This is a genomic window from Novosphingobium sp. (assembly GCF_031424035.1).
Taxonomy (GTDB): Bacteria; Pseudomonadota; Alphaproteobacteria; order Sphingomonadales; family Sphingomonadaceae; genus Novosphingobium.
Genome location: NZ_JANPGP010000070.1, coordinates 1 through 13,022, shown reverse-complemented (window position 1 = coordinate 13,022; position 13,022 = coordinate 1). Strand labels below are relative to the sequence as shown.

13 protein-coding genes and 1 pseudogene are annotated in these 13,022 nt (G+C 64.1%); 6 read left to right on the top strand and 8 right to left on the bottom strand.

The genetic code is table 11. The features are described 5' to 3' along the window. The gene (locus RMO89_RS10190; RefSeq protein WP_310532912.1) at positions 1-1,815 is read right to left on the bottom strand and encodes an SUMF1/EgtB/PvdO family nonheme iron enzyme; all 1,815 of its coding nucleotides are present in this window, start codon (positions 1,813-1,815) and stop codon (positions 1-3) included. Between the two features lie 325 nt (positions 1,816-2,140). Between RMO89_RS10190 and RMO89_RS10185 the strand changes: the two genes are divergently transcribed. The 5 genes from RMO89_RS10185 to RMO89_RS10165 are packed head-to-tail and all read left to right on the top strand — an operon-like array spanning position 2,141 to position 6,864. After that, the gene (locus RMO89_RS10185) at positions 2,141-3,388 is read left to right on the top strand and encodes an MFS transporter (RefSeq protein WP_310532911.1); all 1,248 of its coding nucleotides are present in this window, start codon (positions 2,141-2,143) and stop codon (positions 3,386-3,388) included. Next, a complete protein-coding gene (locus tag RMO89_RS10180; protein WP_310532910.1) occupies positions 3,385-4,068 on the top strand; it encodes an isochorismatase family protein in 684 nt (227 codons plus the stop codon). The genes RMO89_RS10185 and RMO89_RS10180 overlap by 4 nt, the downstream gene beginning before the upstream one ends. Next, positions 4,068-4,940 carry a polysaccharide deacetylase family protein gene (locus tag RMO89_RS10175; protein ID WP_310532909.1) on the top strand — a complete coding sequence of 291 codons (873 nt, stop codon included), beginning with the start codon at positions 4,068-4,070 and terminating at the stop codon, positions 4,938-4,940. The genes RMO89_RS10180 and RMO89_RS10175 overlap by 1 nt, the downstream gene beginning before the upstream one ends. After that, positions 4,937-5,854 (top strand): polysaccharide deacetylase family protein, encoded by a 918-nt coding sequence (locus tag RMO89_RS10170; protein WP_310532908.1) that lies wholly within the window; start codon positions 4,937-4,939, stop codon positions 5,852-5,854. The genes RMO89_RS10175 and RMO89_RS10170 overlap by 4 nt, the downstream gene beginning before the upstream one ends. Continuing rightward, positions 5,851-6,864, top strand: coding sequence for an NAD(P)-dependent alcohol dehydrogenase (locus tag RMO89_RS10165; protein WP_310532906.1), 1,014 nt, complete (start codon positions 5,851-5,853; stop codon positions 6,862-6,864). The genes RMO89_RS10170 and RMO89_RS10165 overlap by 4 nt, the downstream gene beginning before the upstream one ends. 78 nt (positions 6,865-6,942) lie before the next feature. On the opposite strand, the gene RMO89_RS10160 is transcribed toward RMO89_RS10165, so the two are convergent. Genes RMO89_RS10160 through RMO89_RS10130 form a run of 7 tightly spaced genes read right to left on the bottom strand, consistent with a single transcriptional unit; the run spans position 6,943 to position 12,540 of the window. Then, the gene (locus tag RMO89_RS10160) at positions 6,943-7,668 is read right to left on the bottom strand and encodes a hypothetical protein (protein WP_310532904.1); all 726 of its coding nucleotides are present in this window, start codon (positions 7,666-7,668) and stop codon (positions 6,943-6,945) included. Positions 7,669-7,685: 17 nt separating this feature from the next. Further along, entirely contained in the window at positions 7,686-8,348 is a 663-nt protein-coding gene (locus RMO89_RS10155) for a hypothetical protein (protein WP_310532903.1), read from the bottom strand. A gap of 3 nt (positions 8,349-8,351) precedes the next feature. Beyond that, positions 8,352-9,185 carry an alpha/beta fold hydrolase gene (locus tag RMO89_RS10150; protein WP_310532901.1) on the bottom strand — a complete coding sequence of 278 codons (834 nt, stop codon included), beginning with the start codon at positions 9,183-9,185 and terminating at the stop codon, positions 8,352-8,354. Then, a complete protein-coding gene (locus RMO89_RS10145) occupies positions 9,175-10,062 on the bottom strand; it encodes a VOC family protein (protein ID WP_310532900.1) in 888 nt (295 codons plus the stop codon). Before RMO89_RS10145 ends, RMO89_RS10150 begins: the two co-directional genes overlap by 11 nt. Beyond that, positions 10,059-11,417 (bottom strand): MmgE/PrpD family protein, encoded by a 1,359-nt coding sequence (locus tag RMO89_RS10140; protein ID WP_310532899.1) that lies wholly within the window; start codon positions 11,415-11,417, stop codon positions 10,059-10,061. Before RMO89_RS10140 ends, RMO89_RS10145 begins: the two co-directional genes overlap by 4 nt. Then, positions 11,414-12,235, bottom strand: a complete 822-nt coding sequence (locus RMO89_RS10135; RefSeq protein ID WP_310532898.1) for an SDR family NAD(P)-dependent oxidoreductase — start codon at positions 12,233-12,235, stop codon at positions 11,414-11,416. The genes RMO89_RS10140 and RMO89_RS10135 overlap by 4 nt, the downstream gene beginning before the upstream one ends. Then, positions 12,232-12,540, bottom strand: a complete 309-nt coding sequence (locus RMO89_RS10130; RefSeq protein ID WP_310532897.1) for an REDY-like protein HapK — start codon at positions 12,538-12,540, stop codon at positions 12,232-12,234. The genes RMO89_RS10135 and RMO89_RS10130 overlap by 4 nt, the downstream gene beginning before the upstream one ends. A 70-nt stretch (positions 12,541-12,610) precedes the next feature. On the opposite strand from RMO89_RS10130, the pseudogene RMO89_RS10125 reads away from it, so the two are divergent. Next, positions 12,611-13,022 (top strand): annotated as a pseudogene (locus RMO89_RS10125) (SAM-dependent methyltransferase); the annotation flags it as partial.

The window sequence follows — 13,022 nt, the reverse complement described above, 5'->3', positions numbered from 1 at the left end:
TTATCGGCCCTTCGCATCAAGATCGCGCGCCACGCGCATGCCGAAAATCCAGCTCACCTGATCCTCCGGATCGCGCCCGCGCCAGGCCGGACGGTTGCGGAAGGGCACGGTCATCCAGCTACCCCCACGCACGGCGCGGCGCGCGCATTCGCCGTTTACCTGATAGGCACTGCCATCGGTGGGCACGTCAGGCGCATATGGCGCGGCGTAGCAATCCTCGGTCCATTCCCAAATATTGCCGGTCATGTCGTAAAGCCCGAAGGCGTTCGGCTTGTAGCTGCCTACCGGCGACGCACCGGCCTGTGCATCGTCGCAGCGGGCATGAGCAGGCTCGCCCGCTTTCTCCTGAAAGGCGGGCAGCATCCCCGATGCAATCGCGCGCTTGTCCAGCGTATTGGCCCAGACACAACCGGCGGCAGGGTCCTTGCCCCATGGGTAGTCATCCTGCGACCCGGCGCGGGCGGCATATTCCCACTCGGCCTCGGTAGGCAGGCGATAGGGTTTGCCGGACTTCTTCGCCAGCCATGCGACATAGGCCTTGGCATCGCGCCACGAGACGCAGACGACCGGGATCTGCGGCGCGCCTTCACCTGCGCCAATGCCGGGCTTGCGGAAATCGGCGTCGGCACCTTCGCTCACGGAATTCGACTTCCGATCCCACGAACGGCAACCCTTGGTCGGCACGCGGCCGGTATCGGCGATGAAGCGTTCGTATTGCGCGTTGGTCACTTCGAAGCGGCCCAGCGCGAAGGGCTTGGCAATCGTGACATCGTGCGGCGGACCTTCGGGCCGGCCCTCTTCGCCGCCGTCTGCGCCCATGCGAAATTTGCCGGGGGCGATGGGGACCATCTCGGGGCAATCGAGCTTGCAGTCGGTAAAGGCCTTCGCCGCCGCAGGAGCTTTCAGGAAGCCGCGCGACTGGATCCACCAGTAGAATTCGTCGATCCAGTAATCGCTGGTGAGGCCCTGCTTCTTCAGGACAAAGCCGTGACCGCCCTTCTCGTAAATGTGAGCTTCCGGCCGGTAGCCTGCCGCGTAGAGGGCGTCGTAATAGTCGCGAAAGCCGTTCCCGACGGCGGTGTCATCCTGCGCAACGACCATGAAATGCGGTGGTAACGCACCCGGTGCCGGCGTCGGTGCGGGGCGAAGCCATGGCTCCTTGGGCGTGCCCGGAGGCAACGGCAGATTGGCCGGCGGCAGTGGCGGCGGCGGGGTAAGGAAGGGCATGCCATAGATCAGCCCGACCAGATTTGGCCGCTCCGGTTCGGGGGCGAGCGCCATCATTCCGGCAACATGGCCGCCGGCGGAAAATCCGACGACACCGATGCGTTGCGGATCGATGCCATACTGTCCGGCCCGGGCCCGGATCAGGCGCAGCGCCTGAATGCCATCCTCGGCAGCGCGGATGCCGCGATCCTCGCTGCGCATCGTGGCGTTGAGCCGGTCGCGCTGGGCCGCCGGGGTTTCGCCGGGCAGGCGAGTGACAAGCCGGTACTTGAGGACAAAAGCCGCGACACCGCGTTCGACGAACCATTCGGCCACCTTCTGGCTCTTGGCCATGGATAGCAGACGGAACCCGCCGCCCGGCGCGATGATCATGGCCGCGCCGTTGCCCTTGCCCTTAGGCGGAAGGAAGGCCTGATAGGTCGGCGTGGTGACGTTCCACACGTCTTCGGCGTTCGACTCTTCCTTGACCAGCTCAGCCCCGCCCGGAACACCGGAGGGCCAGACTGACTCTGGCGGGAGCACGCGCGGCTTTGACAGTGCAGGCGCGGCCAGCAAAGCCAGGACAATCGCGAAAGCACGAGCATTCATGCTATTACCTCTCTCGGCTTAATGGCCATCAATTTGCAAAATCGGCCACCGATCTCCGCGCCCAGGCTCGCTATCAGGCGCTTGCGCTCATGAAAGTCGCACAAAGTTTTGCCCACCATCGCGAAGCCGAGGCGAATTCGCCAAGCGTGCGAATCAGGCGAAGTATGAGGGGGGATGGTAAGCTGCATGCACGGAGTCTGGACCCGCCCCCCGCACGAACAACGCAGCGAGGTCCGCTATCCGCTGTGCGGATTGGCCGGGCGAGGAGATTGTCTGAAAGGCCCGGGACTCCTTGCTGGTCTCAACGACAAGGGCGAGCGAATCCATGGCGACAACAGCGGCAGTTTCCTCCGAGAAGCAGGGCGAATTCAGCCAAGGCTGGCGCGTTGTCGCGGCTGCCCTGATCGGCATCGGCTGCGGGCTTTCGCCGCTGCCGTTCTACACCATGGGCGTTTTCGCTCCGCACCTGATTGCCGAATTTGGCTGGTCCGTGGCGGAAGTCATGGCCGGGTTGATGATCACGACATTTTCCGTGGTGGTCGGCGCTCCACTCGCCGGCGCGCTTTCGGAGCGCTACGGGACGCGGCCGGTCGCGCTCGGCTCGATCGTGCTGTTCGGACTGTCATTCATGTCGATGGCCTTGCTCCGAGGCTCGCTGGTGCAGTTCTACGTTACTTGGGGCGTGATCGCGCTGATCGGTTCGGGAACCTTGCCGATCACGTTCACGCGCACGGTAAATCGCTGGTTTGACAAGCGCAGAGGCATCGCACTGGGGCTGGCGATGTCCGGCACCGGCATCTTCGGCATTTTGTGCAAGCCTTACCTTGCATGGATCATCGGCGATTGGGGCTGGCGCGCGGGCTATGCCGCAATCGGGGCAATTCCGCTGGTTCTGGCACTGCCCATTGCAATTGCCTGGTTCCGCGAGCCGGCCGGCGAAGCAGCGCAGCACCTGGCTCCGGCAGAGAAACTGACCGGCCTCACCCGCGGCGAGGCGCTGCGGGGAAAGCGGTTCTGGATCATCGCGCTGGCCATGCTGATCGTTTCCTTCGCTTTGGGCGGACCGGTGCCGAACCTTGAAGGCATCCTCAAGGACCGAGGCCTCGATTCTGCGACGATCCTGTCGCTTACCCCGCTGATCGGGCTTTCTGCCATCGCCGGGCGGATCGTTGGTGGCCTGCTGCTCGACAGATACTGGGCGCCGGCCGTGGCATTCGTCATCCTGGGTCTGCCGAGTGTGGCCTGTTGGGTGCTGTCTCAAGGCACTTACGATGCCTCAACCGCCGCCTTCGCCATCCTGATGATCGGCTTCGCGCTGGGCATTGAATACGATGTGCTGGCATACCTCACCTCGCGCTATTTCGGGCTGAAGGCCTATTCGGGGCTCTACTCCATCCTTTATGTCTTCTTCGCGCTGGGATCAGGCATTGCGCCGCTGGTTTTCGGGCGGATTCGGGACGTGACGCAGGGCTATGGTCCGGCGCTGCTGACCTCGGCCATCGCCCTGCCACTGGCCGCTGCGCTGTTCCTGTTGCTTGGCCGCTATCCCCGCTTTGAGGAGGACGCAGCATGAGCGAGATCATCGGCACCCGCATGGTCAGCGACGGCAAGACCGCGAGGCAGTTGTTCGAAGAGGTCATGGCCAATTCGGCGCGCACCAAGTTCGGCTTTGGCGAAAAGCTGGCGATCGTGAATGTCGATTTCCAGAACGCCTATACCCGGATCGACCGCTACAAGACTGCCTACGAGACCGATCCGCGCCAAATCGAGCATACCAACACGATCTCGGCCCTCGCCCGTTCGCGCGGCATGCCGGTGATCTGGACCCACGTCGCCTATGCGGAGGACGCGAGCGACGCAGGCGTCTGGGGTACGCGCACCAACACGCCGGATTCGCTGCAGAACATCAAATACGATAGCGACCGCCACGCCTTCGATGATCGCTGCAAGATCGATCCAGCCGACATGATCTATACCAAGCGCATGCCCTCGGCCTTCTTCGAAACGCCGCTGCAAAGCCTGCTGGTTTGGCACAAGGTCGATACCGTGGTGATTACCGGCGGCAGCACGTCCGGCTGCATCCGGGCGACGGCGGTGGATGCACTGTCACGCGGTTATCGCACCATCGTCCCGATCGAGACCTGCGCTGACAAGCATGAATCCTATCACTTCGCCAACCTCACCGATCTGCAGCTGAAATATGCCGACGTGGAACCGGTGCAGACCGTGATCGACTGGCTGGAGGCGCGGTAATGCAAGAGGGTGCGGCTGATCCCGGCCTCTACGATTACGTTCCCTATCGGGGCCGCAAACCGTTTCAATGGCCGGGCGGCAAGAAGGTGGCGGTCTGGGTTTCGCCCAACCTCGAATATTACGAGATCGATCCGCCTCTGAACCCGCACCGCAAGGCTTGGGCCATACCGCAACCGGACGTTGTCGGCTACTCCCACCGCGACCATGCCAACCGGGTGAGCCACTGGCGCATGGCCGAGGTCATGACGCGCCACGGCTTTCCCGGCTCGGTTTCGCTGTCCGTTGCGCTGTGCCAGCACCACCCCGAAGTCGTCGCCGACGCCAATGCGCGCGGGTGGGAGTTCTTCAGCCACGGCATTTACAACACGCGCTATTCCTACGGCATGGATGAAGCGCAGGAACGCGCGATCATCGAGGATTCGATCAGTACCGTGCGCGAGGCGACCGGGCAGACGATCCGCGGCTGGCTCGCCCCCGCGCTCACGCATACCCCGCGCACGCTGGATCTGATCGCCGAATACGGGCTCGATTACACCTGCGACCTCTATCACGACGACCAGCCATTCCGCGTGAACACGGCCAGCGGCGATCTGATTTCGATGCCCTACAGCCTTGAAGTCAACGATCACTACGGCTTCTTCATCTACAATATGAGCCCGCGCGAGTATGCCCGCACGCTGATCCGCCAGTTCGAACGCCTGGCGGACGAGCCGAGCGGCACAGTGATGTGCATCCCGCTCCATTCCTACCTGATCGGCCAGCCGCACCGCATTGGTGCCTTCGAGGAAGTGCTCCGCCACATCGCTGCCGATGGGCGGGCATGGGCAACCACTTCCGGCGAAATTGCCGATGCGTGGAGGGCTGCGCAGTGACGCTTGATCCCAGCTATCTCGAATACCCGCGCCGCCGCGCCGGGTACGATCACGACCTCTATCCCTATGCCCCGCTGCACAGTCGCCCGTCGCTGCACTGGCCAGGAAGCAAGACTCTCGCCGTTTGGCTCTGCGTAAGCGTCGAGTGGTTCCCGATCACCCCGGCGGACAAGCCTTTCCGCGCGCCCGGCCACATGCAGACGGCCTATCCGGATTACCGCCACTATACCGCGCGCGACTATGGCAACCGGGTCGGCGTCTACCGCCTGCTCGATGCCTTCGCGAAGGCCGGGATCGCTGCCAGCTTCGCCGTCAACGCCGCAATTGCCGAGCGCTATCCAACGCTAGTGCAGGACATCGCAGAAGCCGGTCACGAGATCATCGCCCATTCGACCGACATGAACGGCACCATCGCCTCCACCCTTCCCCGCGAGTATGAAGCTGCGTTGATCGCGCACTCGCTCGACACCCTGACGCAGGCCACCGGCACCCGTCCGCGCGGCTGGCTCTCCATCGCCCGCTCGCAAAGCTTTGCCACGGCGGACCTGCTGAAAGAGGCAGGCGTTGAATATTGCTGCGACTGGGCGAATGACGAACTGCCGTGGACCTTCAACAACGGCCTGATCAACCTGCCACTGAACCACGAATTGTCCGACCGGCAGATCCTGAACGTCCAGCAGCAGACCATCGACAGCTACGCCGAACAGGTCCTCGACGCACATGACTGGCTGTCGAACGAGGCCGCGCAAAGCGGCGGCGGGCGGATGCTGCCGCTGCATCTGACGCCCTACATCACCGGCTTGCCTTACCGGATGGACACATTCGAACGCCTGCTTGCCGAACTGGCAGCACGCAACAACACCTGGTTCGCGCGCGGCGCGGACATCATCGACAGCTTCGGGAGCACCACGTGAAAGCATATGAAATCGGCGCGCAGGACGGTATTTCCGCCCTGACGGAAGTCGCTCGTCCTGATCCGGTTGCCGGCCCCGGCGAGGCCGTGCTCAAGGTGCGGCTGGTCGGCCTCAACAACCGTGACGTGCAAGTCATCGAAGGCCGCTACGGCGCGAAAAAGGCGGCCGAGCGCGTGCCCACTTCCGAAGGCGTCGGCGAAGTTGTCGCGCTGGGCGAAGGTGCGACAGGCATCGCTGTGGGCGACCGCGCCGTCTTCGCGCATTTCGCCACGTGGATCGACGGCGCCTTCGCCATGAGCGCCTTCGGCCACGATGTCGGTATCACCCATGACGGCTGGCTGGCCGAATACGTCAAGGTTCCCGCCTCTGCTCTGGTCCGCGTGCCTGAGGGCCTGTCCGACGAGCAGGCCGCCCCTCTCGCTTCGGCAGCGGTGACGGCGTGGAACGCGGTGGTCGCGGTCGGACAGGTCAAGCCGGGCGACCTCGTCCTCGCGCTCGGCACCGGCGGAGTTGCCATCTGGACGCTGCAGATTGCCAAGGCTCACGGCGCCCAGGTGGCCATCACCTCGTCGAGCGATGAAAAACTGGACCTCGCCCGCAAGCTGGGCGCGGACTTCACGGTCAACTATGCCGAGCACCCAGACTGGGCCGCCGAACTGCTGCGCCAGACTGGCGGACGCGGGGCAGACATCATCGCCGAGACCGGTGGTCAAGGCACGCTTCCGCTATCGATCAACGCCGCCGCCGCCAATGGGCGGATCGTGCTGATCGCGGTCGGTTCCGCCGATGGCCCGCTGCCCAATTACGGCGGCATTATCGGCAAAAATCTGGTCATCAAGGGCATCACTGAGGGCAGCCGCGCCATGCTCGCTGGCCTTGTCGACTGCATTGCCGCCAACGGCATCAAGCCGGTGATCGACCGCACCTTCCCCTTCGATGAAGCACGTGACGCCTATGCCTACCTCAAGTCAGGCGGGCATGTCGGCAAGGTGCTGATCAAACTGGACTGACCCCAAAGATCCTCCCCATCTTCGCCGCAAGGTGCAAATGGGGAGGTGGCGGCGCGAAGCGCTGACGGAGGTGTGCGTTCAACGCGTCAGCTCAACCAGTTCATACCAGGTCTGCATATACCCGCCGACGCCGCCCTGGACAAACAAGGCGTCGTCGTCGGCAGTCACCCACATTTCGTAAGGCGGATGTGCTCCGTTGGCATTGACCATGCCGCCGTGCGGATCGCTCCATTCGAACTTCCAGCAATCGAAAGTCCCGGCGGCAACGGTGACTGTTTCCTCGCCGATATAGCCTAGCTGCATCAGCGATTCCGCCAGAAACGGCGGGGTTGCGCCCCGGTGATCAGGCGATGGCAGGAAGCAGCGGAACTTGCGCGCATGCGGGCCTTTCGACCGGTCGATGCGCCGCGCGTTATAGGCATCCGCCACGATGGGGTGGGTGCCGAAGCCGTCAAACTCGCCCGTCACTGGCAGCTTTTGCGAGACGCGGCCAATCGACGGCCCATAGCTCTCGCATTCGATATAATCGCCGGCATTGCGGATCCAGCCCGAGCCCATGAACCTGTCGCCCACGGTGAGGCGGACGAACAGATCCATCGGCACGTCATTCTCATCGAGCGAATAGACGATGTCGCGGTGGACCGTGGGATCGGGCTCGTCGATCTCGCAGCGCGCGCGCAGGGTTTTCTTGCCATCGGAATGGTGCGTCCAGGTGAAGAATTCGCGCCCGCGCTCTTCGCCTTCGCGGCCCGGTTTGCGCGAGGTGTAAAGGATGCGGCCGGTGACGGTGCGGTGCTGTTGCAAGGGTCTGACTCCAGTATTCAAAGCGGTGTGGCGATGCCGGCAAGGCTGGCAAGCAGGACAATGGCCCAGATGCACATGACGCTTCTGGTTGTGCGTGAAAGCACGCCGGCGATGGCTGCGTTGGTGCCCTCGGTCGCGCCATGGGCACGCAAGGCACCGACGGCGGGGAACAGCGGCGCAAGCTGGCGGCGGATGAGCAGCCCGAGCGCGATCCCGGCAGCGAGCAGCAGCAGTTTGATGGCGAGGAACTTTGGTAGAGCGAGCGCTCCGGCCAATCCGGCAATTCCGGCAGCCAACAGCGCGGCAAGTGCGACCTGCCGGATCAGAGTGTCCACCTTGCGATAGGGATTGGCCGCAGGCCCGTGCTTGAGGTGGATCGCCCAGGCAATCGCCAGCCACGCGAGGCCAGCCAGCCAGATCAGCGCGACCGCCCAGCCCGGAGCTGCCAGCCAGCCTTTGGCCACGGCAAGGGCAAACCCGGTCGGAAAGGCAAGGATCAGCGCGGTACGCGGGCCCATGTCGCAGTTGAGCAGGATCTTGAGCGCCAGCAGGCGTTCCTCTGGGCTATAGGCCGGATTCTTGAGCACCTGCCCCGACAGGAAAGTGCCAAGATCGCCGCCTAGCCAGTAGATCGGCACCAGCAGATGCAGCAGCGTCAACAACGCGAGAATGTGGTCCATTTATCAGACTTCCGTGGCGAAAAAGTGGGTCATGGCGGCCTGCCGAGCACCGGAGTAGGCTGGATCGGTCAGCGGCGGCAGGGCGGTGAAATGGCTTTCGCCGGCGAGCGCGGCGGTGTCTTCAAACAGTGGATCGCTCACACTCGCCATGAACAGCGCCGGGCATGTCACCAACGGCAGCCGCCCGCGTGCATTCCACTGGAACGCGGCGCGGTAATTGCGGTGGAAAGTGGTGGCTGCCTTCATCACCTCGATGAACAGCGCGTGGAAATCCTCGGCCGGCGGCAGCCCCCCGGTGCGGCGGGCTTCCTCAACGCGGCGATACCACGGGTAGAACAGATACTGGTTCTGGCAGAAGTCGAGCGCCCTTTTCAGGTACTCGCCTTGCGTGTCAGGCGTGAAGGGATGGGCGTAGTTGGCAAGGATGTCGGCCAAAACCTCGCCTTCCCAATGCCCGACGCCGTCATAAACCAGCGAGCGCACGCGATCGGGCGCCAGCAAGGCCAGTTCCGCGCCGATCGCCGAGCCGGTGTGGCTGCCATAGACATGGGCCGAGGCGATGCCCGCCCGGTCCATGAATTCGAGCGCGACGGCGGCGAGATTGGCAATCGTCGGCGCGTCGATCGGCAGCGGTTCGCTATCGCCATTGCCTGGCGTATCGGGCGCGATCACGCGCATGGCGGGGGCAAAACGGGCAATAAGCCGCACCAGTTGCCGCGAGCTGCCGGGGGAACCGTGGAGCAGCAACAGCGCGTCGCCCTCACCCGCTTCGCGGTAGTGGACTTGACCATGAGCGAGATCGGCAAATCGGCGGCGTATCACGGGTTCAGCCAGCATCGATCACCTCCAGCAAGGCACCCTCAGGGGTTTGCAGGACACCGACAGTGCGACCTTCATAAAGCGGACCTTCGCGGCGGACTGGCGGCGACAACCAATGCCCCTCCAACCGCGCCAATTCGGGGTGCAGCATGGTGACAATCGCCACCCCCGGCGGCAGCGCGCCCAGATGCTTCGGGCGATCTTTCGCGGCCTCAGGGTACTGGTCGAATTCAAGGAAAGTCTCGCCGCCAGGCCATTGCGCGGTGGTGATCGCGGTTTTGTCTTCGGGCGTCAGGTCAAAAGCGCGCTCGATCATGGTGTAACGGATGGAGACGGGATCGATCGCCTGCAGTCCCAGCACATCACGCAGCCAGACGAGGCCAGCGTTCAGATCGCGGCAGGCATGGACCATAATAAACGGCCGGTCGATCAAGGTCTTCGGCTGCGGCAGGGCCAAAGCCGGATCGTCTCTGGCGAACTCGGTGAGGTAGACGATTTCCGCCTCGGGTCCGCGCACCTGCATCGGCTTGATCGTCGCGTAGCCATCCAGCGGGCGCGGCGGGCCGATGACTTCGAAGGGGCTGGCAAGCATCCGCTGATGGACCGCTTCGACATCGGTGACGCAGATCTCGGTCGCAGCCCAGCCATAAGTGCGGATAGGCAGGTAATCCGGCACCGGATCGCCCTCAACAAACCTCAGGAAGACTGGCTCGCCGGATTGCGGCTCCATCACGGCATAGCGCTTGCCGGCACTGGCCGGGGCCTGCCATGCGGCGGCGAGATGTGCGGGGATTGTGCCGCTTTCGACCATGGAATAGTCTAGCCATTCGGCATAGCAGGCTGTCGCTGCGTCAATGTCCTCGACGACCAAAGTGGCGCAGCGCAGCAGGGTCATGTCATCACCCCGCTGGCGCGAATTGTTGCGAGCGCATCTGGCGCATCGGCAAGGGTATCGACAGCGTGGAGCAGGTTCTCCAGCCGGTCATAATGACCCGCAAAAGCAAGGCAGGCAGCGGCTTTGATCTCCTGTTCGGACCGGCTCAGCGGACAGCTGGGTGATCCGAGCAGCGCGGGCACGGCTTCGGTGAGCATTGACCCGTCGGAAAGCTGTGCTGTTGCCATGGTTGGGACAAAGGCGGCCTGATCCGGGTTGCCATCGATCACCACTTCGACCTTGGCGGCCAGCGCCAGAAGCTCAGGATCTTGAAGCGATTCCGCGCCAAAATCCGACAGCGAAACTGTGCCGCGCGTCAAGGTAACGGCAGCGAGATAGGGCAAGCACAGCCGCGCGTAGCCGGGGGCCATGTTGCCATGCGCGGGCCGCCCGACCAGCCGGTGAATCAGCGGTGGCGCGCGGTATTCGAGATGAGCGAGATTGCTGATGGAAAGGCCCTTTGCCTTCAGCTTCTGCACCGCGCCAATGCCGCCGTGGCCGGCGCGTCCGGTGGGGAACGGCTTCCAGCTGACCTCCTCGATCCGGTGCCCCTGCCCCAGTTTCGCGAGCGCGGGAGCCAGCGCCGTTTCGCCTTCGAGCATCGAGAGGTAGCCGAACGGACCCTCCACCGTGCCACGAATTCCGGGCATTCCGGCTCGTGCGAGATCGACCGCAACCAAGGCGCCGCGCGCCGCATTGGCGACCTGCACCGGCAGGGCTGGCTTGCCCTCGACATGGGCCTGCATCGTGCCCGACGCAAAGGCCAGCGCATGACCAAAGGCATCGAGAGCTTGCTCGCGCGGCATGGCGCGCAGGCTGGCGATGGCGGCCACGCAGCCGAAGATGCCGGCGGTTGCAGGGCGGAAGAATGTCAGCGCTCCGGGGGCGGCAAGGCCGAGCGTCACCGCCACGTCCACGCCGGCGACGATGGCGGTCATGAACGTGCGCCCGTCCACTGCCGCTCCGCGCGCCAGTTCGGCAAGCAAGGCGGAGAGGACCGTCGCCATCGGGTGCAGCACCGCCGCCTCATGCACACAGTCATATTCCTGCCCGTGAATCTGGAAGGCGTTGACGAAAGCCGCGGAAGGCGCGGGCAGTTTCAGGTCTGACCGACCAAGCACGCCCGCCGCGCCGCCCTCACCCCAGCCTTGCACCATGGCCAGCACACTGTCCGCATGAGCGGCGTTGCGCCCCGCAGCACCAACCGCAAGGCTATCAAGCAGGAAGGCCTGAGCAGCCATGCGCGCACCGTTAGGAATCGCCTCCCAGTGCAGGCCCAGCGCGTGATCGATCAGGCGTTCGGCGGCGTCGCTCAATGGGGTTCTTCCCCGCCAGAGACGTTCATGCTTTCACCCGTGATATAGGCGGCGTCGTCCGAACACAGGAAGGCGACCGCCGCCGCCGTGTCGCCGGGCAGGCCCGGCCGGCCCAGCGGAATTCGCGCGGCCATATCGGCCATGTACTGTTCCACCGTCTTGCCCTGCAGCTCGGCAAAATGGGCGTTCTGCCAAGCCCCAAGTCCGGTCGTCACGTGGTTCGGGCAGACGTTGTTGACTGTAATTCCGTGGCCACCCAACTCAATCGCGGCTGACCGCGTCAGACCGACCAGTCCGTGCTTCGATGCGGTATAGGCCTGCGCGTGGGGAAAGCCGCTCTTGGCTGCCTGGCTGGCGATGTTGACGATCCTACCGCCCTTGCCTTGCCGCAACATTACCTCGGCTGCGGCCTGCAAGCCGAACCATGCGCCGGTCAAATTCACATCGATGACCGCGCGCCAATCGTCGGGCGAGACCTCTTCCAGCGGCTTCATGATGTAGCCGATGCCGGCATTGTTCACCCAGATGTCGAGCGAACCGTGCGCTGCCACGGCATGATCGGCGAGCGCCCTGACTGACTCGGGATCGCGCACATCGCAGACGAAAGTCGACCCGCCATGCGGCAGCGAGGCGGCAATTGCCTGCATTTCCGCTGTTCCGCCGATCATCGCTTCGGGCGTAGCCGCATCGCGCGAACCACCAATGTCGGAAATGACCACCGCCGCGCCTTCTGCCGCCAGCCGCCGGGCAATCGCCGCGCCGAGACCTGCCTCGCGTCCAGCCCCGGTGACGACCGCGACTTTGCCTGCCAGCCTCACGCGGTCACTTCTTCGGTGGCCAGGAAGATCACATCGGCCATCGCCTGAAACTTGGCCGCAATCGCCTGCATCGCCTCGCTGGAAGCATCGCGGCCGAATTGATCCATGTCATTTATGTCGATGATCTCGATATGCGAATAAGGCGGCGCGCCCTCGCTGAAAAGCAGCCCGGTGCTTTTGAAAACGCGGAAGGAATCGATGGATGACAGGGCGTTGACGGTGGGCAGGTCAAGCTCCCGCGCAAAGGCCAGATATTCGTCTGGCGAGACTTCCGGCTTCAGATTGAACAATGCGATGACCCGCATGATACCTCCCACGTGATGACCGTTTCCGCGGTAGGAATTGCCGCAAGACATGCAATCAAGGAGCCTGACAGTGACCGCCGTTCGGAAAAACAACCCGGCAGCCGGCTATGACGGACCGCCCGATTATCGCGCAATCGGCCGCCATGCGCTGTTTCCGGAGACGAGCCATGACGAGATCGAGCGGATAAATTACCTCGCCCAGATGAACCGACACCTCGCCGCGCGAGTCGTACCGGGGGTGCGCGCCGCTTACGAATCGCGGGTCGAACCAGCCTTTGCCGCCGCCCACGGAAGGCCGATCGCCAACCGGCATGAGGCGCGCAAGGCGATGCTGGCGGACCCGGCATTCCAGACCTGGTCGGCACTGCGCCGCCTGACCATGGAACAGCGCCAGCAGGCCGGGCGCTGGACCGTGATCCGCCAGCGCGAGGCGCTTAACGAAAAGGCGCGCGAACTGACCGAAGGCGATCCCCACCTGGAAC

What these genes read in the sequence shown, in the direction of transcription:
- RMO89_RS10190 (WP_310532912.1), bottom strand. Translation starts at nt 1,815, where the DNA reads ATGAATGCTCGTGCTTTCGCGATTGTCCTGGCTTTGCTGGCCGCGCCT.
- RMO89_RS10185 (WP_310532911.1), top strand. Translation starts at nt 2,141, where the DNA reads ATGGCGACAACAGCGGCAGTTTCCTCCGAGAAGCAGGGCGAATTCAGC.
- RMO89_RS10180 (WP_310532910.1), top strand. Translation starts at nt 3,385, where the DNA reads ATGAGCGAGATCATCGGCACCCGCATGGTCAGCGACGGCAAGACCGCG.
- RMO89_RS10175 (WP_310532909.1), top strand. Translation starts at nt 4,068, where the DNA reads ATGCAAGAGGGTGCGGCTGATCCCGGCCTCTACGATTACGTTCCCTAT.
- RMO89_RS10155 (WP_310532903.1), bottom strand. Translation starts at nt 8,348, where the DNA reads ATGGACCACATTCTCGCGTTGTTGACGCTGCTGCATCTGCTGGTGCCG.
- RMO89_RS10150 (WP_310532901.1), bottom strand. Translation starts at nt 9,185, where the DNA reads ATGCTGGCTGAACCCGTGATACGCCGCCGATTTGCCGATCTCGCTCAT.
- RMO89_RS10145 (WP_310532900.1), bottom strand. Translation starts at nt 10,062, where the DNA reads ATGACCCTGCTGCGCTGCGCCACTTTGGTCGTCGAGGACATTGACGCA.
- RMO89_RS10130 (WP_310532897.1), bottom strand. Translation starts at nt 12,540, where the DNA reads ATGCGGGTCATCGCATTGTTCAATCTGAAGCCGGAAGTCTCGCCAGAC.